The organism is Pelagibacterium halotolerans, assembly GCF_044811015.1.
GTDB classification, from domain to species: Bacteria; Pseudomonadota; Alphaproteobacteria; order Rhizobiales; family Devosiaceae; genus Pelagibacterium; species Pelagibacterium halotolerans_A.
In genome coordinates this window covers 3121933-3147267 of sequence record NZ_CP085243.1, presented here as the reverse complement: position 1 = coordinate 3147267, position 25335 = coordinate 3121933, and the positions used below count along the sequence as shown (strand labels likewise).

At 61.0% G+C, this 25335-nt stretch carries 20 protein-coding genes; 7 read left to right on the top strand and 13 right to left on the bottom strand.

Annotated elements, in window-relative coordinates; genetic code table 11:
- Positions 1-48: 48 nt before the first annotated feature.
- From betA to LG281_RS15180, 5 genes are all read left to right on the top strand, one after another.
- Positions 49-1662, top strand: a complete 1614-nt coding sequence (betA, locus tag LG281_RS15200; protein ID WP_404406782.1) for a choline dehydrogenase — start codon at positions 49-51, stop codon at positions 1660-1662.
- A gap of 748 nt (positions 1663-2410) precedes the next feature.
- Positions 2411-4258 carry an AsmA family protein gene (locus tag LG281_RS15195; protein WP_404402135.1) on the top strand — a complete coding sequence of 616 codons (1848 nt, stop codon included), beginning with the start codon at positions 2411-2413 and terminating at the stop codon, positions 4256-4258.
- Positions 4259-4315: 57 nt separating this feature from the next.
- Positions 4316-6031, top strand: coding sequence for an ArnT family glycosyltransferase (locus tag LG281_RS15190; RefSeq protein WP_404402133.1), 1716 nt, complete (start codon positions 4316-4318; stop codon positions 6029-6031).
- Positions 6032-6267: 236 nt separating this feature from the next.
- A complete protein-coding gene (locus tag LG281_RS15185) occupies positions 6268-7440 on the top strand; it encodes a DUF4185 domain-containing protein (RefSeq protein ID WP_404402131.1) in 1173 nt (390 codons plus the stop codon).
- 405 nt (positions 7441-7845) lie between these two features.
- A complete protein-coding gene (locus tag LG281_RS15180) occupies positions 7846-9000 on the top strand; it encodes a hypothetical protein (RefSeq protein WP_404402128.1) in 1155 nt (384 codons plus the stop codon).
- Here LG281_RS15180 and LG281_RS15175 read toward each other — a convergent pair whose 3' ends face one another.
- The 4 genes from LG281_RS15175 to LG281_RS15160 are packed head-to-tail and all read right to left on the bottom strand — an operon-like array spanning position 9001 to position 13527.
- Entirely contained in the window at positions 9001-9738 is a 738-nt protein-coding gene (locus LG281_RS15175) for an SDR family oxidoreductase (RefSeq protein ID WP_404402126.1), read from the bottom strand.
- An 8-nt stretch (positions 9739-9746) separates the two neighbouring features.
- Complete coding sequence (locus tag LG281_RS15170; RefSeq protein ID WP_404402124.1) at positions 9747-11057, bottom strand: FAD-dependent oxidoreductase; 1311 nt, start codon at positions 11055-11057, stop codon at positions 9747-9749.
- Positions 11054-12517 carry a UbiA family prenyltransferase gene (locus LG281_RS15165; protein ID WP_404402122.1) on the bottom strand — a complete coding sequence of 488 codons (1464 nt, stop codon included), beginning with the start codon at positions 12515-12517 and terminating at the stop codon, positions 11054-11056. Before LG281_RS15165 ends, LG281_RS15170 begins: the two co-directional genes overlap by 4 nt.
- 14 nt (positions 12518-12531) lie before the next feature.
- Positions 12532-13527 (bottom strand): YbhN family protein, encoded by a 996-nt coding sequence (locus LG281_RS15160; RefSeq protein WP_404402120.1) that lies wholly within the window; start codon positions 13525-13527, stop codon positions 12532-12534.
- 323 nt (positions 13528-13850) lie between these two features.
- On the opposite strand from LG281_RS15160, the gene LG281_RS15155 reads away from it, so the two are divergent.
- Positions 13851-13976 carry a hypothetical protein gene (locus tag LG281_RS15155; RefSeq protein WP_404402118.1) on the top strand — a complete coding sequence of 42 codons (126 nt, stop codon included), beginning with the start codon at positions 13851-13853 and terminating at the stop codon, positions 13974-13976.
- A gap of 642 nt (positions 13977-14618) precedes the next feature.
- On the opposite strand, the gene LG281_RS15150 is transcribed toward LG281_RS15155, so the two are convergent.
- From LG281_RS15150 to LG281_RS15125, 6 genes are all read right to left on the bottom strand, one after another.
- Positions 14619-15686 carry an ABC transporter ATP-binding protein gene (locus LG281_RS15150; RefSeq protein WP_404402116.1) on the bottom strand — a complete coding sequence of 356 codons (1068 nt, stop codon included), beginning with the start codon at positions 15684-15686 and terminating at the stop codon, positions 14619-14621.
- Between the two features lie 21 nt (positions 15687-15707).
- Positions 15708-16526: a carbohydrate ABC transporter permease gene (locus tag LG281_RS15145; RefSeq protein ID WP_404406780.1), complete on the bottom strand. Its 819-nt coding sequence runs from the start codon at positions 16524-16526 to the stop codon at positions 15708-15710.
- A gap of 19 nt (positions 16527-16545) precedes the next feature.
- Positions 16546-17460 carry a carbohydrate ABC transporter permease gene (locus LG281_RS15140; protein ID WP_404406779.1) on the bottom strand — a complete coding sequence of 305 codons (915 nt, stop codon included), beginning with the start codon at positions 17458-17460 and terminating at the stop codon, positions 16546-16548.
- An 84-nt stretch (positions 17461-17544) separates the two neighbouring features.
- Complete coding sequence (locus LG281_RS15135; RefSeq protein ID WP_404402114.1) at positions 17545-18759, bottom strand: ABC transporter substrate-binding protein; 1215 nt, start codon at positions 18757-18759, stop codon at positions 17545-17547.
- A complete protein-coding gene (locus tag LG281_RS15130; protein WP_404402112.1) occupies positions 18756-19634 on the bottom strand; it encodes a DUF4037 domain-containing protein in 879 nt (292 codons plus the stop codon). The genes LG281_RS15135 and LG281_RS15130 overlap by 4 nt, the downstream gene beginning before the upstream one ends.
- Before the next feature lie 33 nt (positions 19635-19667).
- Positions 19668-20978, bottom strand: a complete 1311-nt coding sequence (locus LG281_RS15125; protein WP_404406777.1) for an alpha-L-fucosidase — start codon at positions 20976-20978, stop codon at positions 19668-19670.
- Between the two features lie 222 nt (positions 20979-21200).
- Between LG281_RS15125 and LG281_RS15120 the strand changes: the two genes are divergently transcribed.
- On the top strand, positions 21201-22208 hold the full coding sequence (locus LG281_RS15120) for a LacI family DNA-binding transcriptional regulator (RefSeq protein ID WP_404402110.1): 1008 nt from the start codon (positions 21201-21203) through the stop codon (positions 22206-22208).
- A 191-nt stretch (positions 22209-22399) separates the two neighbouring features.
- Here LG281_RS15120 and LG281_RS15115 read toward each other — a convergent pair whose 3' ends face one another.
- From LG281_RS15115 to LG281_RS15105, 3 genes are all read right to left on the bottom strand, one after another.
- Positions 22400-23170: a CPBP family intramembrane glutamic endopeptidase gene (locus LG281_RS15115; RefSeq protein ID WP_404402108.1), complete on the bottom strand. Its 771-nt coding sequence runs from the start codon at positions 23168-23170 to the stop codon at positions 22400-22402.
- Positions 23167-23778: a TetR/AcrR family transcriptional regulator gene (locus LG281_RS15110; protein WP_404402106.1), complete on the bottom strand. Its 612-nt coding sequence runs from the start codon at positions 23776-23778 to the stop codon at positions 23167-23169. Before LG281_RS15110 ends, LG281_RS15115 begins: the two co-directional genes overlap by 4 nt.
- Positions 23779-24049: 271 nt before the next feature.
- Complete coding sequence (locus LG281_RS15105) at positions 24050-25330, bottom strand: TRAP transporter large permease (RefSeq protein WP_404402104.1); 1281 nt, start codon at positions 25328-25330, stop codon at positions 24050-24052.
- Positions 25331-25335 lie beyond the last annotated feature (5 nt).

Below are 25335 nucleotides of genomic sequence, written 5' to 3'. Positions count from 1 at the left end.
GTGCAGGCAGATTACATCATCATCGGCTCGGGCTCGGCGGGCGCGGCCATGGCTCACCGGCTGAGCGAGGACGGCAGGCATAATGTCCTCGTCCTCGAATATGGCGGCACCGATATCGGCCCGTTCATCCAGATGCCGGCGGCGCTGAGCTATCCGATGAACATGAAGCGCTATGATTGGGGCTTTTTGTCCGAGCCCGAGCCTGGTCTCGGCGGCCGCCGCCTCGTCTGCCCGCGCGGCAAGGTGATCGGTGGCTCCTCCTCGATCAATGGCATGGTCTACGTCCGCGGCCATGCCCGTGATTTCGACCATTGGGCCGAATCTGGCGCCGCCGGCTGGGGCTATGCGGACGTTCTGCCCTATTTCAAACGCATGGAAAACTGGCACGATGGCGGCCATGGGGGCGATCCGAACTGGCGCGGCAAGGATGGCCCACTTCACGTCACCCGGGGCCCGCGCGCCAACCCGCTCTATCAGGCGTTCGTCGATGCGGGAGCCCAGGCCGGATTCGAATTGACCGACGATTACAATGGGCAAAAGCAGGAAGGCTTCGGCCCGATGGAGCAGACGGTCTGGCAGGGCCGGCGCTGGTCTGCAGCCAATGCGTATCTGAAGCCCGCGCTCAAGCGCCCCAACCTCAGCTTGCTGCGCTGCTTCGCCCGCAGGATCGTCATTGAAAACGGTCGCGCGACCGGCGTCGAAATCGAGCGCGGCGGCAAGATCGAAACCGTCCGCGCCACCCGCGAGGTGATCGTTGCCGCCTCCTCGATCAATTCGCCCAAGCTCCTGATGCTCTCCGGCATCGGCCCCGCCGCGCATCTGGCCGAACACGGCATCGAGGTCGTCGCCGACCGCCCCGGCGTCGGGCAGAATCTACAAGACCATCTCGAGCTCTACATCCAGCAAGCCTGTACCCAACCCATTACGCTCTACAAGCACTGGAACTTTTTGGGCAAAGCGCTCTCGGGCGCGCAATGGCTCTTCTTCAAGACCGGGCTGGGTGCCTCCAATCAGTTCGAAAGCGCTGCCTTCATCCGCTCGCGCGCGGGCATCGACTACCCCGACATCCAGTTCCACTTCCTCCCCATCGCGATCCGCTATGACGGCAAGGCCGCCGCCGAGGGGCACGGCTTCCAGGCGCATGTGGGGCCCATGCGATCGGCTTCGCGCGGCGCGGTGTCGCTTACCTCCGCCGATCCCAAGGCCGATCCCGCTATCTTCTTCAACTACATGTCCGACCCACAAGACTGGATCGACTTCCGCCACTGCATTCGCATCACCCGCGAAATTTTCGCGCAAGCAGCCTTCGATCCCTATCGCGGCAAGGAAATCCTGCCTGGCGCCGATGTGCAGAGCGACGACGCGCTTGACGCACATATCCGGGAGCATGCCGAAAGCGCCTACCATCCCTGTGGCACATGCAAGATGGGCAAGGCGAGCGACCCTATGGCCGTGGTCGACCCCGAATGCCGCGTGATCGGTGTCAAGGGCTTGCGCGTTGCCGACAGTTCGATCTTCCCCTCCATCACCAATGGCAATCTCAACGCCCCTTCCATCATGGTGGGCGAAAAAGCCTCCGACCACATCCTGGGCCGCCCGCCGCTCCCCGCAGACAATGCCGAACCCTGGATCAATCCCCGCTGGCGCGAATCCGACCGATAGCAGCGATGTGACGTCGGACACACCTATTCGTCCGACGGCCTTGAAGCCTCGGATGTTATTGAGCGTGGACGGTATGCGGCGAGACGCGCCTCATACTGATTATATAGATGCGAAGCGAGCCTCGCCGCATACATCCGGGGTTTTTGGCTTGGCGTCCGCTCGGGCTGGGGCCAATCCCCGCCAGGTTTCCCCGGTTACCACAGCTCGGCCGTGGCTGGCCTCGGTGACGTTTGGACCTCCGCTGGGACGACTCCCATCGGACCCGGACCGGTCCCGCCCAAACGTTCGTTGCGCCTGCGCCCATCAGAAGCGGGTCCGTGAGGAGCATCATAAGCGCGGTTTCAGGGGCGGGGATAAGTTTTTGGGGCGGAAACTTCGGCTTACGCCGAATCCCCCTCATCCGCCCCTTCGGGGCCTTCGTCGGCTCAAATCGCTCCGCTGGAGCGATTTGCTGGCCTTCGGCCGTCGCCTCGGAGGCTCCCCCAAAGGGAGGCGAAGGAAGCAATGCCCTGGGGCAGCCTCATAGACCCCTCGCCCCTTTGGGGTGAGGGGATGAGTTTACGCCAAATGCTTCGGTTTACTGCCAAATACCGCGCCCCTCCCCTTAATGGGGAGGGGCGGAAGCGCTGGCATCCGTCGCTCAATTACCTGCATTTGCCATTCCACCACCCGCTTGCGATCCACCGGTGATACGTCCGAGTGCAACCAATCGACGCCTGGGCGATTATGTAAAAAATACTTTGCTGCCATGAGAGTGTTCATTTCCATCGGCCTAGTGATTGCTGCTATGAGCGTAGCGGTGCTCGCGCGCCCATTGCCTCACGCATGGACCGATCTTGCCGAAACGCGCATTGTTACCTTTATCCATGCAGCAACCGGCGAAACGCTCAGCGTCGCCGGGAAGACAAGCGTCACCCTCCTGCCAACCCCTTCCGTGACGCTCCAACAGGTCGAAATCGGCAGCGACCGTCCCAATGGCCGGTGGTCTCTCAGCGCAGCGTCGTTGAGCGTGTCTCTACGGGTTCTACCGCTTCTCAGTGGACGGTTCGAACCCAGGACCTTAACGCTGGACGGCGCAAACATCCGGCTCGAACGGGATACCCATGGGCAACCGCATGCAGTGTTCGCGAGGCTGGCACAATACCTCCAACATCCGCTCCTCGTCCAAACCCGCGATAGCGGCATCGAGGCGATTGTACTTCGCGGCGGAAGCGTCCAGGTCGTGGCTCCGGGGCTGAACGAAGAGATGACCGGCATCAATGCAAGGTTTGCCATGGGCGCCGAAGGAACGCCTATTGAACTCGACAGTGTCCTGCAATGGCACCGGCAAACCATCGAATTCAATGCCAGCCTCGAGCGCCCACGCAACCTCTTTGCGCCGGCCGGCAGTGCGGCAGCGCTGACAATCGCAACAACCTCTATCGATCAGGCAACGAATTCATGGGGCATCCTGAACGCCTCGGGAGACCCAGCGCAGACGCACAAAACACCTGCGACGCTCGCCCCTTTCAGCGCGACCGGGATTCTCAGGATTACCGAAGGGGGTACGGCAACGCTCCACGACGCGGCTATCGAGACAGTTGGCACCATGGCTTCGGGCCGGGTCCTCCTCGACTTGCGCGGAGACCGGCCGCTGCTCTCGGGAATGCTCGAATTCAACGCCTTCGATTTCGGCCCGTACGTCGCGGGGGTTCTTCCCGTGCACTATGGGGACCTGCTTGACATCCCCCTCACTCCGTCCTGGCTCAGTGACGCCGACATAGACCTGACGATGCGTGCGCCGGAAGTCTATTTCGGCCGGCTGAGTTTCGCTCAACCCACAATGCGATTTCATGCGGCATCGGGACGGATAACGCTGACCTTGCTCGAAACGGGACTGGCCGGCGGCCAAATACGCGGACGGCTTGCCGTTTTGCCGACGGCATTCGGGTCATCCATGCGGTTTACCGGCAGCGTGGAGCATATATCGGCGGGAGAGATTGGGCGGGCGCTTTGGCCGGAGGCAACGGGACTGCCTGTGGGGCAGGACCGGCCGCCAGAGGGCATCATCTACGCGACCACCACACTCGAGGGACGTGGAACCACGCTTGGCGCCGCCATTGACACGCTCGATGGCTGGGCCGTCACAGTCGTCCGCAACGGCAGCCTCAGCGGCGCAGACATCGTCTCGACGCTTCGCCAACTCGCGGACGGGCGCGTTCTGCCCGGAAGCGGAGATCCGCTGATGCCGGTTGCGGGCCGGACACAGTTCTCTAGCTTCATCGCTTCCGCGACGGTTCACGACGGCATCGTTCATTTGCCGCTCGCACAATTCCAGGGTGACGATTTCGAAGTCAGCCTGTCGGGCCAAGCCCGCCTCGCGAGCGGCAGGCTCGAGGCCGAGGGTATGGCTTCGCTCGACCCACCCACGACCCCGACGGATGAGGGCTCGGGCGTCCAGCTTCCTTTCGGCCTCGGCGGAACCGTGCGTGAGCCGGTATTCGCACCGGGCATTCCGCGCATCATAGGCCGATCGGCACCCTTGTTCGCGACGCAGGCGAATGGAACCATCCCGATCTCAATGGATGGTCCGCCCGGCACATCTCATCACCAATGAACGATCGGATGAAGCGCATGGCATCATGGCGTGGATCATCGGTAGGCCGGTGGCGGAATGGATAGGCAGAACCTGGCGAAGGTAAGGCTGTTTCCGAGGTTCCGGCCGGATTGGGGCGGGATGGTTGCGGGGCTTTGCCGTGGCATGATCCGCGCGCTGCGGACCGTTCGCGCGTACCTGCTCAAAGAGCGGCAATCTCCGGTGCAGGACGACCGGCGCGTGCCAGCCATTGCCGCAGCGCTCATCTTTTTCGCGTCGCTCGTCTATTATGGGCTACTGATGTTTCCCGGGTTGGGGGGCGTGTTCAACCCCGGGGACTCGACGAAATTCCAGATTCTCGGTCATACACCGATCATGCCGCACGGCCCCGGGTACCCAACCGTGTTGCTGCTCGGCACAGCGGTACGTGCGCTTGGATTGCCGTTGCCGCCATGGTGGGCGATGACCTTCGCGCTCTCGGTCCTTCCCGCGGCCGTCGCCAACGCTATGGCGGTTCTGATCGTGCATCGCCTGACGCGCCACGTCCTCGTGGCAATTGCGGCGGGGCTATTGCTTGGAACCTCCAGCCTGATGGCCATCCAGGCGACCGAGGCGGAAGTCTATGCGCTCAATCTCGCCTTCATTCTTACCACTCTCTTTTTTCTGGTCCTCTTCGTCCAGACCCGCCGCGTCGGATTTTTCGTCACCGCCTGCGCCGTCTATGCGCTCTCATTCGGAAATCACCTGATGATGGTCATGCTGCTGCCGGTCTTCGTCTGGCTGACAGCAACACACTTTCGCCTGATCCTGCGCCCGCGTCCGATTGCGGCAATTCTTTTCTTTATCCTCGTAGGCGCGTCCCAGTACCTCTATCTGGCATACGCAGCCTACGACCCCAACACGGCCTATTCCGAATATATGCCCCTGCCCCCGCGGCCGGAGGAGCTTCTGGATTATATTTTCGGGACCTATTTCGGCACGTTGTACGGTGCGGGTCTGGCATCGACGCAAACGCTGGAAGCGCTGGCCGGGACGCTGCTCTCGGCCCATCCATGGATCTCAGCGCCGCTGATCATCGCGGGGCTCGTATGTTTCGCCACCGGCTGGAAACGCCGGGATGCAGACTGGCGCGGCCTCGCGCTGGTTTATGGCGCGGCGCTTTCATTTGCGCCGTTCATGTTATGGTATGGCGCCTACGACATTCGGGCCTTCCACTTGCCGGTTCTGGGGCCTCTCCTCATAGCGGCCGCCGCAACGCTTGCATGGCGGCTCGCATACCGCCCGGCACTTGTTAACGGCCTGGCCCTGGTGCTGCTGGCAATAGGAGCCGTTCGCACCGAGCAGATCGCCACACTCCTTTCGAACCGGACACCCGTTTTCGAGAACCTGCGACCGACCATTCGGCAGGTCGTCGCGCAAGCGCCGCTCGATAATCCTCTGGTCGTCATGTCTTACGAACTGCGCATGGCGACGCTTTACTATGAACTGGCAGGACAACTTCCGCGCACGCCGACCTACCGTGTCTGGTGGCACGCGATCCCCGAGATCAAGTCTCGGGCGGATATGAACGGCGTCGTCGTCCCCACCGACGGCTTCCAGTTCGTCCATTGGATAGAACATGAACGCCCCGAATTGCGGTGCGCCACGCGCGAGGTCCCCCTTCAGGCCGATACCCGGTGGCCTGCCTATGTCTTTACTTGCGACCGCGATCCGGCAGTACTTCCGGGCGATGGAACACTTAAGGTTTCGTTTCCCGCACCATATACGCCAGAGCCTTCAATCACGTATAATTGAACAGAAACATTCCTATACATGGCATCACTGCACGATAACTATATTTTTTAACACTTGATAATAAAGAAGAATGCCGAAAATCACGAGGAAATCACTTCGTTTTTAATTGTTTGCGAGCTCCAACTCCCCGTATACGACAGCTATCTAGCTAACGGGCTTGGAGCCTCACATTCCGGTCAAGAGACGGGCACAAGCCCGCAAATACGGGGCTCCTGGACATGTATCGGGAGTCTTGTATGGCGCGAAATCTGCTGGCCGCCCTTGTTTGCGTTGCGTTTTCTTCGTTCTCCGTTATCGCCTTTGCCGACCCCACGACCGAGCTGTCCAGTATCGAAACGCCGGATGGCTTGTCGCCTGACCAACCTATGGTGGATGGAGAAACGGCCATGCCGCCGCTGACGGTGAGCGTCACACGCAGCGAAATCGTAAACCAGATCACCGGCGGGGGCGGGGTCACCCCCACCGCTGGTCAATGGGATATCCACGGCACCGATCTGGGGCACATGTTTTTCCACAAGGACGCGCTGTATATGGTCTTCGGCGATACGTTCGGCCCCAGGGGGCTGTTCGGGCGCCGGAACTGGCGCAGCAATACAATGGCCCGTATCGCCGATCCGGACCCGCAGAACGGCCTTCCGATCGAAACGATGATCACGGGAGCCGACGGCCAGGCAAGGGAACTCATCCAGTCGCGCAAGATCGATGGCCTGGAAAAGACCGTCATCCCGACCCATGGCGTTTCCATCGGCGACCGGATCTATCTGCACTACATGTCGGTCAGAACCTGGGGACGGCCAGGGCGCTGGGAGGTCGGCCATTCCGGCATCGCCTATTCGGACGATGACGGACAGAGCTGGGTGGTTCCTTCCGGAGCAGTTCAGGCCCAGCCGATCGGCTTCGAGCAGGTCGCGTTCGTCCGCGACGGCGACATACTCTACTCGCTCGGCATTCCCGAGGGGCGTTTCGGTGGCGCCAAGCTGCGCCGCGTCGCCACAGACCAGATATTGGCCCGAAATGCATATGAATATTGGACCGGCACCGAATGGGTGTCCGACCCGGCCGCCGCACGCGTAATCGTGCCTGCTCCGGTCGGTGAATTGTCAGTTGCCTGGAGCGAGGCGCACGGGTGCTGGATCATGATGTATTTCGACCCTGAACGCAACGCTATCGTGCTGCGCCTTGCATCCGAGTTGACCGGCCCATGGACAGACGCTCAGGTCGTGGTAACGGCGCAAGATTATCCGGGCCTTTACGCGCCCTATATCGTGCCTGGCAGCGCCATCGATACCTCGCTCTATTACACGATGTCGCAATGGGGGCCGTACAACGTCTTCCTCATGCGCACGACGCTCGAATGGCCCGCTCCACCAGTCACCGTCGCGGAAGGCTCAACGTCTGACGACGGATAGCCATCAGCGGAACTTTTTCCGGCCCCGGCGATTATTGGCTAGAGCGTTTCAGGAGGAAACGGGCACCGTTTTCCCCGCTTAAAAACGCGACAAAACAAAGCCTTGGAGCTTTGCAAAGCAGGACGGAAGTTCTAATCGCCGGCTCAATCGAGCCGATTGGAAGTTGCACTATGCCCTATTGCAGCGCTCGGACACGGCATCCAGCCGCCGAGGCGGAGGGCTGTGGAGGCTCTCGTGGAAGCGATTCCATCATCGGTAACCGGGCGGCCTGGGAGCGCCCCACGTCTTTATAGCGACCGCATCGTTCAGGGCATATGGATCGCCGCCCTGCTCTGGATTTCTGTTCTCCTCACCAGCTTTCACTACGCCGCAACATTATCATGGTGGCTCGCCAGTCCCGAACGCATGGCGGATTTCAACGCCGCGGCACCGTTCCAGTACCGCATGCTTATGCCGCTGCTCGCATCGGGGGTCGGCAAGGTCGTACCTTGGCTCGACGCGGATGTCATATTCGCGGCTCTCGAGGTTGCCGCATGGATGGCTCTGGTTTTCGTCGCGTTGCGCGGCGTCGAGATGTTTTGCCCGGAGGTTTCGCCACGCCTGCGCTGGCCGCTCGCCTTGACGGTGCTCGTGCCGGTGGCCATGCATCTGATTGTTCCCGACTTCCGGTTTCCATCGACATTCCAGAACGAGGCCGGCACGCTGGGCCTTGGGGAATGGCGCGCCGTGAGACTCTTCCGCTATGTATACGACCTTCCGGCCGCCGTGTTCACGCTCGCCACGGCACTCATGTTGGTGCGCTTCGAGCGACGGCGGGATTTGTCCCGTTTCGCCGCATACCTCGGCGTATTCGCGCTGGCCACGCTGAACCGGGAAACCGCCGTATTCATGATCGCAGCATTCTTCGGCGTTTGCCGCCACAGCCTGAGCCCCAAAACGCTCTTGATGGCGTTGGCCGCTCAAATCGCCGTCTTTGTCGCAATCTACGGCGGCATCGTATGGCTTGCTCCAGCCATGGAAAATCCCCATGCCAGCGTCGGCGCGTCGGAATACGAAAACCACCTGATGCATAATCTCGCATTGTTCGCGAGCCCGCTCTACCTCCTCACGTATTTTGCGCGTTTCAGCGCCGGGCTTTACCTGCCGGTGCTCTTGCTCCGTCAGCATCTCTCACCTGTACTTGGCCGTATTGTGTTCTGGTATGGCTTGCCATTGCTGGCATCGGCGATCCTTTTCGGCCGGCTGGTGGAACAGCGCGTCGTCGTCGAAGTCGTTCCGCTGATCTGGCTGGCGGCCATTCAGGCGATCACGGCCTGGGTAGCGAGACAACACACGCCGGGTTCCAGCCCGCTTCCCGCCCGCAACCTAGCGCGCGCAAGCGATTCCGGCGCTCACGAGCGAAAGGTACAAACCGCCATGGACCGGTCCGGCTCCGCGGCCTTCGTTATCATGCTGATGTTTCTCGCCTTCATGGCAGGGGCGATGGTGATGCAGGCGCGGGCAGAGCCCAGCGTCATCATCCCCGATCCGTACCGGGCCCTGGAAGCGCTGAAGTTGTAGCTAAAGCGAAATTCGCTTGAAAAGGCTGCGGGGCATGAAACGGATCACGAGCATGATCCACCGCCAGAAAAAGGGCACGTAGACGACATCTTTGCCTTTGACTATGGCAGCGTGAATGGATCGCGCAACCGCCTCCGGCGTCGTCCACAGCAGTCCTTTTGAAAACGCGGCGGTCATCGGCGTATCGACGAAGCCTGGCCTGATGACGGTGACGCCGACGCCGGCTTTGTAAAGCCGCTGCCGTAATCCTTCGAGGAAGGTGTCCACCGCGGCTTTCGCTGCACCATAGACATAATTGCTCTGCCGCCCCCGGTCGGCGGCGACCGAAGTTATGACCGCGATCCTGCCGCGCCCGTTGCGCTCCATCCGTTCGGCAAGTCGGGTCAGGAGAGCGATGGTGCTGACGGCGTTTGTCCGGAATTCCTCGACGGTGAGCTCCGGCGACCCTTGGCAGCGCCATTGATCCGGCAGCGTACCATGGGCGACAAATGCAATGTCCAACCCACCCAATGCCGCTTCGGCATCCTCCAGAACCGATTGATGCGCTTCGAGCACGTTGACGTCGAGGTTGCGATATCCCGCAAGATTCCGGCTACGCACAGCCAAGTCGTCGGCCGTCGCCTTGAGGCGCTCTTCGTTACGGGCAACAAGGAAGAGCCGGTCACCATCCTGTGCAAACAAACGCGCCGTCGCGGCAGCGATTGCCGAAGTGGCGCCAATAATCAGAATCGTCCTCACAGCCACCCCTAAATTTGCGAAACGACGACACGCCGCCAGAAATCGGAGCATATCGCAGGATCGCGATAGCGTTCGAGCCGCCGCCAAAATGGAAAACTGCGCTGGAAGTCCACCGCTTTCATTCGCGCGTCCTTGGCCGGATAAACCGCGCCGCCCGCCTCCGCGGTGATCTCATCCAGCGCATCGAGTAGCGCCAGCGTCTCCTCGCCACGATCGGGAAAATCGAGAGCGAGCGTCACACCGGGACGCGGGAAGGATAGCCAGCCTGCCGGCTTGTGATCGCCAAAGACCTTGAGCACCGAGAGGAACGACCCCTCGCCGGCTTTTGAAACACGCGCAATAAGCGCGCGGATTGCGTCGACCGCATCCCCGTTGGGCACCACGCATTGGTATTGATAAAAGCCCCTGGTTCCGAACACGCGGTTCCAGTTCGCCACCGCATCGAGTGGATAAAAATATCGCTCGTAGTGTACGTGGCCACGGGATCGTCGCGGCCAGTGATAGTAGACGGCATTGAAGACCTTTACCGTCCTCTTCGAGAGCAGCGAAACTGGCGGCGTGAACGGCAAACCCGGCTTCTTCCGGGCCGCGGCAACCTGGCGCTGATCCACGGCGAAATTGCCGCGAAAGAAAACCCCACGCGCTCCGTCCTTACCCGGACTGAGCGCGTCGATCCACGCGACGGTATATTCATGCGAATTGTGCGAGGCACGGCTCAATTCAAGAAATTCGTCGATACTTGAAAAGCGCAATGCCTCCGCATCGACCGCCGGCCCCGGCACCCGTTTCAGGGTGACTTCTGCCCACAGAATAATCCCCGTCAAGCCACAACCGCCGATGGTGGCCGCAAACCAGTCGGCATTTTCTTCCAACGAGCAGACGATCCGCGTGCCGTCGGATCGCAAAAGCTCAAGGGACCGCACGTGATGGCCAAAGCTACCAGCCCTGTGGTGGTTCTTGCCGTGGACGTCATTGGCGATTGCGCCACCAAGCGTTACAAATTGCGTGCCTGGCGTCACCGGCACGAACCACCCCCGAGGCACGAAATGAGCAAGGATATCGGCCAGCAGGACGCCCGACTCGCATCGCAATAGCCCCGTCTCCTCGTCGAACGCAATAAAGCGGTCAAGGCCGCGAAGGTCTACGAACGTACCTTCGCCGGCAAGACAGCTATCGCCATAGCTGCGCCCGTTGCCATAGGGCAGCACGGGACGCGCGACGGGAAATCCCTCGTCGCGCCAGCGCAGGCGTATGGCTTTGGGTTCTGCCTTCGCGGGCGGACGCCCCCATGAGCGGTAGGTCGCGCCGGCGATCGTCATAGCGCCAACCCGATAACGGCACCGCACAAAACCGCGAAGGTCAAACTGACCCGATCCCGTGCCGCAAAGATCAGCGGGTCATCGTGCATTTCCGCTCGTCCCGTCTTGATCCAAATCCGCGTGAGCCACAAAACGAGGATGGGCACAAAAACCCACAAAAGAGCCGGCTCTGTGTAGGCTGCTCTAACGTGTGGCGTATCCAGATAGACCGCCAGAACAACCGCTGCAGCGTAGCCTGTTCCCACACCCATGGCCCGTAGCATGGGGAGATCGGAAACCCGGTATCCACGTCCCGAACTCTTCTGCCTGCCGTTCTTGCGCATCAAAATCAGCTCGGTATACCGCTTGGCGATCGCAAGGCTGAGAAACAGGAAGATCGAGAAGGTCAACAGCCAGATCGAGATCGGCAGGTGAGCAGCCGCGCCGCCTGCGAAGATGCGCGTCGTATAGAGTAAGGCGAGCGTAACGATATCGATCGCCTCCATGCGCTTGAGGCCGAATGTGTAAGCGACGGTCGCAACATAGTAGACGCCGAGAATGGCGGCGAATTGCCAGGGCAGGAAAAGACAGAGAACCCCCGACGCAACCAGCAGAAGCGGAACCATGGCGATCCCGTGCGTGATCGGCAGCGCGCCGGAGGCAAAGGGGCGATTCCGCTTGTTGGGATGAAGCCGGTCATCCGCGATATCGATGATGTCGTTGACCACATAGACGCTGGACGCACAGAAGCTGAACGCAAAAAAGCCGATCAGCAAATCCGTCAGGGCCGCGAAATCCGAGAACCTCAGCGCCGTGATCAACGGCACGAACAGAAGAATGTTCTTGAGCCATTGGTGCACGCGAAGAGCGCGGAGATAGAGCGCGAGCGGCGACCGTTGCCGTGGAAACACGTGCTCGACATCGGCGTTCTGTCCGGCCCAGGCAACCAGCCGACGCGGCGCGTCCACCACAGTTGCATGCCGGGCCGCACGCCAGATCAGGCAGTCCTCGGGACCGTTGCCCGCATAATCGAACCCCGTCGCGCCGAACCGGCGCTGCAACGCCGCGAGCTTCTGGGCGCCGGTGAGGTTATTGCCGTTTCCGGCAGCCAGAACGTCGTCGAAAAGGCCAAGCTCATCAGCGACTTTCCTTGCGAGCGTTTCATGTGTGCCCGTGGCGAGGATCAAACGGACGCCACGCGCTTTTTGTCGCCTGAGATGCTCGATAAACGGCAGGTTGAAGGGCAATCCCGATAGGTTGAGCGAGACGCGGCGGGCGATTTCCTCCTTGAATGCAGCCTTCCCGCCCATAAGCCATACCGGCAACAGGAAAATGGTCGGCAATGACCGCTTGACCAGCAAGATTATCGATTCCAGAAGCAGGTTACCCCGGATCAGCGTTCCGTTGAGCGCAACGACCAGCGGAATCTGCGGCGCTGAAGCGGTGTCTTCAGCATTCGGGAGCATCTCCAGATTTGTCATCTAACGGTTTTCCCTTACCGGGACGCGACCTCATTGCGGCGTTTGAGGCCACCGAAAGCCTCAAGACCGACCCACGCAGCCAACCCGATCACGACGGCGAACCACAAGGTTGCCAACCGGACAATGATCGTGGCCGCAACCGCAACCGGGGCCGAGACGCCGGCATGGATCAATAACGACGTCATGACGATCTCGGTTCCCCCTAGACCACCCGGCAGGAAGGACAAGACACCTGCAACCATCGCCGTGGCATAGATGCCAAAGGCCAAGGAAAGGTCGATCGGAAATCCCATCGAATGGAGCACCAGATACGTCCCCAAGCCTTCGGCACCCCAGGCAACGAGGCCCAGCAGGATTCCGCCGGCGGCAAGGCGCGCGGTCATCATCATGCGCACCTCACCCAGAAAATCCGCCACCATACTGGCAACGCGTCCGGCACGACCGGGCAACCCGGCGCCAACGCGCCCGACAAGCGCCGTTATCCCCGGATGCTGCATGGCCAGCAAAACCAGAGCGATGGCGGCGCCGATGAGTCCGAGCACCCGCATGATGACGCTCGGATGGGCGACGAGCAGCATCGCCATCAGGCTGATGACGATCAGGTCGAGCAGTCGCTCCGCATAGAACGCCGCGAGGCTCCGGCTTGCGGGGATACCGAACGGACGAAGATAGAGACTCCGCATCGTCTCGCCGGCCTTGCCGGGTGTTGCGGTCAGCGCGAAACCGGAAAGGTAGATAGCAAGATGCCGGCCAAAAGGAACCGGGGCAGCCCGCCCGCCCAAAAACAAGATCCAGCGCCAGAACCGCAGCGCGTAGTTCACAAGCGACAAAAAGAGCACCACCGACAAGGTCGGGAGATCGACCCTCGCGAGCGCTTGAGTGGTTTCGCCCAAGTCCAGAGAAGAAAGGAAAACAGTGCCGAGGACAATACCGACGATCACGGCCAATACCAGCGCCCGGCCAAGCCAGCGCGTCGAGCGGACCACGCTTTTTTCCGGATTTTCGAGCATAGCGACAACCATCCGGCACGATTGCAGGGCTGCCGTGCCAGTACTTGGGGAGCAATCCCACGCCAAACACAGCACGCGCCGCAGCCGAACGGACAAGGCGCCGGGCGGCGCTTACAGGTAACTGAATTGCAGGCGATTGGTTGCGGACCTTCCACCATTAATCAACGCCTTTTCCAGACAGCGGCGTGATGATCCAAACCTATCCAAGTGTCCTCCGCGCGGTGGGAGACCGCCCCTGCAACAGACTTAACGGGAGAGCTTCACGCCGACGTTCCCGTATCCTCTACCACCGCACCGCGGACGAGGAAGTTCCGCTCGGACACATGGAACTCTACGCGCAGGCCATTGCCCACGCGACGGCCCGCGTGCTCTTTGATCGGGACCATCAGGTCAACAACGACCTCGGTGCAATCGCCCAGAATATCGAGCACGGCTTTCGACCGCGCTGACGTGGGACGGGGAAGTGCATAAGCCCATCTTCCATGGTCCCGGCGCACATAGGTTTGAATCACCTCTCCGCTATGTGGCCGGTCGCCAAGCATGGTCTTTGGGGACTCACCCGATCATTGGGTATCGCATATGCCCGCAAGAATGTCCGGGTGACCCCGCCGCAGCCCGACAGAAAACCTACGAGATGGTGTCCCCTGGCGTGGTGTAGGTTGGTTTGGGCCGCCACGCCAGGGGACACCATCGTGTCGCCCAATCGAGCAGCGCGCCTTCCATCCGCTTGCGGACCGCCGCGTGTTCTGCGGACCTGGATAGGCCAAGGTCGACAAGTTCCCGCAAGGCGGCCTGAAGGCCGAATAGCACCGGGCGGTATCCCCCGCACCCGACGTATTTCGAGCGCCCGTCAAAGATCATCCTGGTGTGAGCTTTGTCCCGTTCCGCGCCATGGCACAGCCGGTCTGAGGAGAAAAGCGATGTCGTATTCTGCCGGACCGAGGAGACCGCCTATCTGCCACGCACGCTCATTGGGGATATTGTGCAACGCTGTTCAAATAAAAGGCGCCCGAAATCGGCGGCTTTGTCCGACTGATAACGGAAGAGCGATAGAATTGCCGATCGCCGCATTTCCCTGTTCTGCCCCGCCTTCAGGCCAGGCGCCCTCCGGTCTCCGGATCGAAAAGCTTTGCGGAATCGGGATCAATCGCAAGGTCGACTGTCGAACCAATTGGCGCGAGGAACCGGTCGTGCAGCACGACCATGATGGGTTGATCGCCAACCTGCACCTGCAGGTGCGTCTCCGAGCCCGTAGGCTCCAGGTTCACGAGAGTTCCGGGCGTCCCACCTTCTGCGGTCCGGATGTGCTCTGGCCGCAGGCCCAGTTGCACCGGACGCCCGAGATGGGCTCGCGCCGCCTCGGACAACGGCCAGTGGGTTCCGCAGGCATCCCGCATCGCAACGCCATTGCCGTCTTCGACCACCGCGCCATCGATCAGGTTCATCGATGGCGAGCCAATGAAGCTCGCGACGAAGCTGTTAGCGGGATTGTCATAGAGTTCGAGGGGCGTGCCCGCCTGCTCGATTCTGCCGTCGCGCATGACGACGATCCTGTCGGCCATGGTCATGGCTTCCATCTGGTCATGCGTTACATAGATCATCGTCGCACCCAGACGCGCGTGCAGGGCCTTGATTTCACCCCGCATCTGCACGCGCAGCTTGGCGTCGAGGTTCGATAGAGGCTCGTCGAAAAGGAATACCGCCGGATCGCGGACGATGGCGCGACCCATGGCGACGCGCTGACGCTGGCCACCTGAAAGCTGGCGCGGATACCGGTCCAGCAAGGGGCCAAGCGCCAGGATCTCGGCGGCGCGCCGCACGGCGCGCTCGATCTCCTCGCGCGGCGTGCGCGCGAGCTTGAGCGAGAACGCCATGTTGTCGCGCACGCTCATATGTGGATAGAGCGCGTAGGTCTGGAACACCATGGCGATGTCCCGCTCCTTGGGTTCGAGCTCGTTGACGATGCGGTCGCCGATCTCGATCGCGCCGTCGGTGATGCTTTCAAGCCCGGCGATCATGCGCAGGAGCGTAGACTTGCCGCACCCTGAGGGCCCGACAAGAACGACAAACTCGCCATCGCGCGCCGCGAGCGATACGCCGTGCAGAACTTCAAACGCGCCGTAGCTCTTGACCGCCTCGCGAATGGTAACACTGGCCATGGATCAGGTCCTCTCCTCGGTTTAGCGGCCGCCCATGCCGGCATTGAGGGCGATGGAATTGTAGATGAGCTTCTGCAACAGGATCGCGAGTACGATGCCCGGCAGCATGGACAGCGCCGCGCCCGCCATGATGAAGTTCCACTGCGTCCCCTGCTGCGTCTGGAACATGGTGAGGCCGACCGGCAGCGTGGCATTCTCGGACCCCGTCAAGACGATCAGCGGCCAGAGGAAATTGTTCCACTGGCCGATGAAGGTAAAAAGCGACAGGAGGCCGATCGCGGGCATGGAGAGCGGTACGATGACGCTGACGAGAATCCGAAGCCGCGACGCGCCGTCGATCCGGGCTGCCTCCTCGAGCTCTTTGGGGATGGACATGAAAAACTGCCGCATCAGGAAGGCCCCAAAGGTACTGAAGGATACCGGTAGGATGACGCCCTGGAAGGTATTGACCATGCCCAGGCTATTAACGATCAGGAACAGCGGAATGATCAGCATGATGGCCGGCACCATCAGCGTGCCGAGATAGGCCATCAGCAACGCGTCCCGGCCGGGAAACTTCAGCCGCGCGAAGGCATATCCCGAAAGGCATGAAACGATCACAGTGATGATCGTCACACTTACTGAGACGATCATGCTGTTGAGGAAGAACCGACCGAAGGGCAGCTGCGTCCAGGCCTTGGCGAAATTGTCCCACTCGAACACGTTGGGCAGGATACGCACCGGGATCGCCAGCACCTCGGCGTTACTGCGCACCGCGTTGGAGACCATCCAGAAGAACGGGAAGAGGAATGCAAGCGCCACGACCGTCAGCGCGCCGTGGTTGAGGATGTCGAGCGCCATCTTGCGGCGGGAAGCTGCCTTAGTTGTCATAGTGCACCCATTTGCGCTGCAGCCAGAACTGCACGGCGGTCAGGGCCATGATCATGGCGAACATCACCCAGGCGATAGCCGAGGCGTAGCCCATCTGGAAGTTCTGGAACCCGCGTTGATAAATGGCGTAGCCCAATGTGGCCGTAGCGTTGCCCGGTCCGCCGCGGGTCATCACATAGATCTGGTCGAAGACCTGCAGTGATGTGATCGCGGTCATCACCGTGCCGAAGAACAGGACCGGCGAAATCAGCGGCAGCCGGATTTTCCAGAACCGGTCCCAGGCCGTCGCCCCGTCGATCCGCGCGGCTTCGAGATAGGTCTGCGGCACCATGTCGAGCGCCGCATTGAAGAGCACCGTATTGTAGCCCACGCCAGCCCAGATCGAGACGATCACCACCGCCTGCATGGCGAGGGTCTGGTCGGTCAGCATGGAGGGGATGGCGACCGACATGGATTGCATGACGAAATCGAAGAAGCCGCCGGGCGCAAAAATCAGCATCCAGACGATGGCGGCAGCGATGCCCGGGGTGAAGGTCGGGAGGAAGAAGATCACCCGGAACCATCGCTGCCCCATCTTGAGGCTGGAGATCCAGACGGCCAGCCCCAACGAGATCACGACGTTCAGCACCAGATATTCGGCGGTGAAGAACAGTGTGTTGCGCAGCACCGGCCAGAATTGCGGGTCTGCGGTAAAGAGCCGGACATAATTGGAGATGCCGACGAATTCAGGCGTGCCCAGCAGCTTCCAGTTGGTGAAGCTGAGTGCCACGGAGGCGACGATGGGCATAACGAGGAACAGCACCATCCCGATGAAGCCCGGCAGCAGGAACAAAAGCGCCGCGCGCGCCTCCCGCCGGTCGAGCCGGCTCCTGCGCCGCGTCCGCGTGCCCTCTGTCGCCGCTATTGTGTCTTGCACCACCGTCACGGACCCCTCCCTTCCGGTTTTGGTGTTCGGCCCGGCCGGGACGTCCGGCCGGGCACATATCGCCTAGAATGGAAGCTGGCTCTGGATGTCAGCCAACACGCTTTCGGTCGTCGCGTCCCCATTGAGCGCCAGCGGCATGTACTGGTTGATGAGGTTCTCGAACTCGTTCCAATACGCGTTGAGACGGAACGGGGTGGAATGGTCGAAGGAATAGGTCAGCGTCTCGCGCGTGCCGCTGATGTCCTTGGCCGCTATGTCATACCAGTAAGATTGCTCCGCCAGCCGCGCCGGCAGCGCGCGCCCCGCCGACGCCAGGATTTCGGCAGCCTTGGGGCCGGTCAGGACCTGCAGTGCCAGATAGGCTTCGTCCTTATGATCGCTGGAGGTCGAAATGCCCCAGCCCGAACCGGCGGTGATGAAGCGCGATTCGCCGTCCCCGCGTGGCAGCGGCGCGACGCCCACCGGGAAATCGACATCGCCCTGGGTCGAAATCAGCGACCAGGGGCCGTCGATATACATAGCCGCATTGCCCGAGGCGAAGCGGCCGCTGGAGGTCATAGCCCCAGCGGCGGAGGCGAAGACCGGCGAGGCATGGTCGACAGCAACCAGATCGACGAACTTGCCGACCGCTTCAGTATACCCAGGATTGGTCACGGCAAAATTATTGCCGTCGTCGAAATATTCGGCGCCAAGGGCGACCGGGCCGGCGACGAAGTCGAAAGCCGACACCGCATAGCCGTAATTCTCGCCATCGGTCAGAGCCTGGGCAGCAGCCTTGAACTCGTCGAAGGTCCAGTCCATGGCCGGCTCTTCGAGCCCTGCTTGGGCGAACCTGTCGCGGTTGTAGAAGACGAGCCACGGCCCGACGTCATAGGGCAGCGCATATTGCGTTCCGTCATAGCTGAGACCGGACATAATCGAGGTTTCGAACGCCGAAACATCGAAGCCGTCGCTTTCGAAATACGAGTCGAGCGGCTCCAGAAGCGCATAGAAACTGGGCATACGCATGGATTGCATGGCGACCAGATCGGCAATCTGTCCGGATGCGGCGAGGACCGGCAGGCGCGTCCAGTAATCCGTCCAGCCCGATATCTGCGGGGTGACGGTAATATGGGGGTATTCCTCGGTGACGAGGTCCGCCAGGCTCTCCCAGAGCGCCGTGTCGTTTTCATTGCCCCACATCTGCCATGTCAGGTTCACCTGCTCCTGGGCGTGGGCGGTGGCGAATAGCGAACTGCCGGCCAGAAGACCGGCGGCCAGTATCAATGTGCGTTTCACGATAGTTTCTCCTCAGCGACTATTGGTGAAATCGGATCGATTGGGTGGTTCCGGCCTTCTTTAGAGCCGGCTTGGTCGTCTTGGCCGTCAACGGCCGCGATCAGCGCCTCAAGGTCAGCGACCATGGCGATGATGTTCTGGCGCTGGCGCACCCAGGTATCGGGGTCCTGCCCCGGCGCCAGGATGGCTTCCATGCGCGATATGAAGCGTTCGGGTTTGAGCGGCAGATTCGCCGCCATCTGCAGGTTCCAGCCATCGCCGGGGAAATAGACGCGGTTGAGCGCGAAGACGACCTGCAGGATGGCGTTTGCGAGCTTGCCGCTCAGCCCCACGAGGAAAACGAGGTCGCGCCGCGTCACCTTACTGGCGTAGTGGCCGTCATCGGCCCAATAGGCCAGAATGCCCCGGTAGTGCCGCAGGATCGCCGCGCGCAGCGATTCGGGGTAGATGGCCAATTGGCTCTGCCAGACCGCCAGCTCGCCATCGGGATCATGGACGATGTGCTGATTATAAAGGTCCGTGGGGAGCTGGTAGCCCCAAATGGTCCATTCGAACTCTTTCGGCACAGGCGTCCCCGCAATCCAGGCCGCGAGGTCGCGCCGCACGCCGGCATAGGATCGCATCCAGACGCCATCCATGCGGACGCCTTTCGATGCCCAGGCGCGCCGCGCCGCCTCGAACCGGTGCCATTGCGGCGTCTCGCGGATGTCCGGGCCGCGATAGGCATCGGCATAGACGCGGAAGTCGTAGTCCGACTGCGCGTCCGCCCAGCCCTTGCCGCGGGACCCGGCCAAGGCGACGGCGCCTCTGCCATCCTCGGCCAGGTCCGCAATGAGCGGTGTCATCGCGGCGATCAATTCGGCCTCCTGGCTCATGACATCACCCGCTGCGCCCGCTGCTCCTCCGCATCAGTCCTTGAGAATGAGCTCGATGACCGGCGACACCACATCGGGCTTGAGCACCGGCAACTCCAACGTCAGCATGCCCTCGCCCACCGCGATACCGATATTGGAATCCACCTCCGCTTTGGGGTCGAGCCAGTGCACCTCGCTCGCGTCGTGCAGGAACTGCGCGTATTTCACCTTGCCGCCCAACCCCTCGATATGGATGTGGCGGAACGGCCAGGTCTGGATGTGGAGATAGAGCCGGTTGCCCTTCTGGGTGAACTTGCACCCGTTGGGAGCCTTATATTCGGACGCTCCAGCGCCATAGATGGACCGGCTGTTGACCCGCATCCATTCGCCATAGGTCGCGAGCGCCTGATTGGCGCGTGCATCGAAGGTGCCGCGGGCCGTCGGCCCCACATTCATCAAAAGATTGCCGCCGAGCGAAACCGCATCGACCAGAATGTTGATGAGCTGGCCCGCATCCTTCCAGGTGGTTTCGTCGCGATAATAGCCCCATGAGCCCGAGAAGGTGTGGCATACTTCCCAACGCACCGGCTTGCCGTTGACCGTCGGCGCGACGCGCGGCGTATATTGTTCGGGCGTTGCAAGATCCTTGGGGAAATTACCGTCGGCCGGGAGGTCCAAGCGGTCGCCCACAATGATATCGGGCTGCAACTTGCGCACGAGCGTGACCAGTTCCTCGCTTTCCCAATCGTTCCGCCCCTTGCCGGGCATGCCGCGATAGTCGCGATGGGGATAGGAGAAATCGAACCAGATCACCGAGATCTCGCCGAAATCGGTGAGGAGTTCGGTCACCTGATCGCGCATGTATTGCGCATATTTGCGCACATCGCGGCTCTTGTTCATTTCCAGCGCATCGGGGTGGTTGCGCAAGGGGTGGATGCCGTCGATGGGGAAATCGGGATGGTGCCAGTCGATCAGGGAATAGTAGAACCCGACCTTGAGCCCTTCGGCGCGGAAGGCATCGGCATAGGCCTTGAGCAGGTCCTTGCCGTAGGGCGTATTGGTCGCCTTGTAGTCGGTGTATTTGCTGTCCCACAGGCAGAAGCCTTCATGGTGCTTGGATGTCAGCACCACATATTTCATCCCCGCCTCACGCGCCCGGCGCGCCCATTCGCGCGGGTCGTAGAGATCGGGATCGAAGTTCTCGAAATATTTCCGGTAATCCTCGGGTGAAATCTCCTCGCGGTGTTGCACCCATTCGTGCCGCGCCGCCAGCGCATAAAGCCCGAAATGGATGAACATGCCGAACCGGTCCTCCAGGAACCAGGCCTTGCCTTGTGCTGTGTCGGCACCACCGCCCATCGTCATTGCGCTTTCCAACTTGTCCTCCTGTCGGTCATATCGAACCGGTTCGATTATTATCCTTGAATCCGATGCAGTGCTTGTCAAGCCCTGGTTTGAGAAACGTGAATAGATACATTCGGATTTGCAAAAACGTCAGCGAATGCTACATATTTTTCGCAAAGCCCTCTTGAGAAGCGCGCTTTCGTATTCCATAAAGAACGATAGAAACGGTTCGAGAAAGGCCTTATGGCGAATATCCGGGATGTGGCCAGGCTGGCCCAAGTGTCTGTTTCGACAGTCTCTTTGGCCTTCAGCAATCCTGGCCGGGTCAGCGCCAAGACGCTCGAAAAAATCCGCAATGCCGCCGCTGCGGTAGGCTACGTGGCCGACCCGCTGGCGCAGAGCCTCGCGCGCGGCCGCAGCCGCATGATCGGCTTTGTGGTCGGCAATGTCGGCAATCCCTTTTTCGGCGACATCCGGCGCGAGCTCGAAAACTACGCACTCGAACACGAGCACTTCGTTCTTGTCACCGACTCATCGGGAAAGCCGGATCGGGAGCGCGCGCTCATCGGCCAACTAATCGGCCTCAAGATCGCCGGCCTTGCGCTCGCACCTTCGAGCTTCGGCCCGGAATATGTGGATTTCATCAAGTCGATCAATGTCCCCATGGTCTGCTTCGACCAGAAGGTCGCCGGGATCGAGCGCGACTTCATAGGCTCGGACAACTATCTGGCCGGCGCCATGCTCACCGAGCACCTGCTTCAGCTCGGACATCGGCGTATCGCCTTCATCGCCGGCCCCAAGCATTTTCACACCGCCGCCGAGCGTTATCGCGGCTTTATCGAAACTATGGCCAGCGCCGGTGTCGAGGTGAATCCGAACTTTGTGGTCGACGGTCAGTTCACCCGCGCGGCCGGCTATGAAGCAGCGATGCGTCTTTTGATACAGCCCGAGCGCCCGAGCGCCATTATCGGCGCCAACAACGTGCTGGCGCTTTCGGCCTTGCAGGCCATGCAGGAACTGGGTTTTTCCTGCCCCGACGACATCTCGCTCGCGATGATCGACAACGTGCAGTGGAGCAGCGTCATCACCCCGCGCATCACCATGGTGGTTCAGGATACGCTTCAACTCGGCAACCTCATCGCGCGCCGCCTCGTCCACCGCATCACCAACCCCGACGCCGCCAGCGAACCGGCGCAGGACTTCGTCCTAGCGCCCAAGTTCGTTCCGGGCAATTCGTGCCGTCCGGTTTAGAACGCTTCCAATCTGCGCAACAGAAACGCGGTGATTTTGACCTGCTTCTTCTCGGCGGCAACTGAATGGCGGGCTGGCGGTCGCCGCGTCGATGCATGGCTTCGCTTAGACCGTGTCGCGCTGAATTGCATTCAGCCCACCACCCTCAAATCCTTGTTTTGTCGCGTGTTGACCCTTGGCATGTGAGCACGTCACATTTGAAGCCATCGGATGCCAATGAGCCCGGTCCGGGCATACACCAAGCCAATTGCGCAAAGTGCAAGTAAGCAAAGCGGAATAAGGCTTGCGCTAAACCAAGCATTTGGATCCCGGAAACCCACAAAGAGTGCAAGATTGGCGGCCAGGTTGACGGTCAGGTGAATAAGGATCGCCGGCAGGATAGAGCCGCCGGAGATCGTGTAGGCAGCGCCAATGATCACCGAATACAGCATGCAATGCGCGGCAAAGAGCGGAAGAGCGATTTGCGCGTGGGGGGAGTCAATGGTCCAGAGCGGAAGATGCCAAACCAGCCAGATAATCCCGATCAGAAGCGATGCTTCGAGCCAGCCGATCCTCTGGTTCAGTTGCTCTTGAAACAGGCCCCGCCATCCAAGCTCTTCCCCAAGCGGACCGAGAATCAGGTTGAAGCCGATCATCCCGGCCACAAGGCCCGCGCCGATGGAGGGCGCTTCTCCGGGAGTGAAGGGTTTGATGAGCAGCAAGATCACCAACGGAGCCAGAACAAGGCCCCACGCTTCCCATGGCACCGTGGAAACCTTGATCGTGCGGCTGAGCAGATCGAGCAGTTCGTGGTTTCGCGCGCTCAGGATAATTGCCGCCAGAGACGGTCCCCAGACCATGATAAGCCAGAATGGCAGCCCGATAGCCGTATCCGGGCTCCGCGCGGGCGGAATGGCGAGAATACAGGCAAAGCCCGTGAGCGAAATCGCAAATGTCAGGACAAGAAAGGAAACAGGGATCATGATGACTCCGATTGCTTCTTGAGGTCCGCAATAATGGGTTCGAGATCCGAAGGGGTTCTGAGCATGGGGACCAGCATTTGAAGAGCCGTCGCGGCAAACCCAGCCGCCTGGGCAGGACGCCATTGCCCCAGTATTTCGCGGCGGTTGATGTGGGCGTTTATCGTCAGGAACAGTTCGGCGACGTGGCCCGGATCCACGTTTGGCAGAACAGCCTCTTTTAGCCGGATGCGAAGTGGTTCGCTCAGGTGTGCGGCGAGGGCCTGATCGAGGCTCGACAGGTAATCGAGGCGCTCGTCGTCTGTGGACAATCCCGACAAAACACCCTTCGCCTTGCCGAGGTGACTCGAGCCTGCCCTCAGCAAGGCCGCAAACGGAGAGCCGTGTGTCGTCTCCAGGACCTTAACGAGCGCTTCGACTTCCTCTTCGACCAGTCCGGCGACCACCGCGCGCTTGTTTGCGAAGTGATGGTAAAGGCCGCCCCGGGAAATTCTGCAGGCAAGACGGATGTCCTCCATCTCAGTGTTGGAAAGTCCCCGCGCCAGGATGAGCTGCCGTGCCTTTTCCAGAATGTCGGATCGGCGCTGAGATTTGGAAAGACGTGTTCGCATGAATGTCTATTTACCGACATGTGTCGGTAAAATCAATTCACGTTGTGCTGAGCGTTCGGGTGCTGGTGCGAACGTGGAGAACGCCCGACCCCAGGCCCGCCCCCGCCATTGCTAGGTGCACGGTACAGCGCAGATCTCCCCTTTCCCGGTCTGCACCGGGAGACGGACGCGGTTACCGGGAATCATTATTTTCGGCAGTCGAGAACCATCAAACCGCCCCGGTTTCCCGAGACGGTTCAATGTCGTGCAGTGCGATCGGGCTGCGGCGCCATCAGTGAAACAGCGAGGGCAGCCACATGGAGATGCCGGGGAAATAGGTCACCAGCAGCAGGACCGCAATCGAGGCGCCATAGAATGGCCAGATGGTCTTGATCGCCTCCCAGATGGGTATCTTGGCGACAGCGCACCCCACAAAGAGCACGGACCCCACCGGCGGCGTGCATAGTCCGATGCCGAGATTGAGCACCATGATGACGCCGAAATGGACCGGATCGATGCCATAGGCCACCGCCACCGGCAGGAAGATGGGCGTGGTGATGATAATGAGCGGCGACATGTCCATGAAACTGCCCAGGAGCAGCAGCAGCACGTTGATCATCAGCAGGACAACGATCGGATTGTCCGAAATGGTCTGCATGAAGGCAACCAGTTGGGCCGGCACCCGCATATAAGCCAGGAGCCAGCCGAACGTCGCAGCGCTGCCGATGACCATCAGAACCATGGCCGTGGTGCGCACCGCCCCCAGCGTCGCGGCCACGAAATCGCGCCAGCCCATGGATCTGTACAGGATCAGGGTCACGAGCAAGGCGTAAACGATCGCGATGCAGGAGCTTTCGGTTGCAGTGAAAATGCCCGAGCGCACACCGCCAAAGATGATGGCGATCAAAATCAGTCCGGGGATAGCGGCAAGCAGGAGTTGAAGCACCACGCGGAAGCCGGCGAATTTTTCCGTGGGGTATCCCCGCTTGGCCGCCACGATATAGGCAACGATCATAAGCGCAATGGTGAGCATCATGCCCGGGATCACGCCGGCGGTGAAGAGGTCCGCAATCGAAATGCGGCCGCCCGCGGAGATCGAATAGATGATCATATTGTGCGATGGCGGGATCATCAGCGCGATGATCGCCGAGGTCACGGTGATGTTGACCGCATAGTCTACGCCATAGCCGCGCTCCTTCATCTGCGGCACCATGAGCCCGCCGATGGCCGACGCGTCGGCGACCGCTGATCCCGAGATACCGCCGAACATGGTCGACGCGGCGATATTGACCTGCCCTAACCCGCCGCGCATGTGGCCGACAAGCGACCCCGCAAACGCGACCAATCGCCCCGCGATGCCGCCGCGCACCATCAGGTCGCCAGCGTAGATGAAGAAGGGAATGGCCAGAAGCGAGTAGATGGAAACGCCGGAGTTAAGCCGCTGGAAAACGACAACCGGCGGCAGCCCCATGAAAAGGACGGTTGCGAACGAGGCGATGCCCAGACAGAACGCGATTGGCGTTCCGATCAGCAGCAGCACTACAAACGTGCCGAAGAGAATAAAGAGTTCCATTGCCG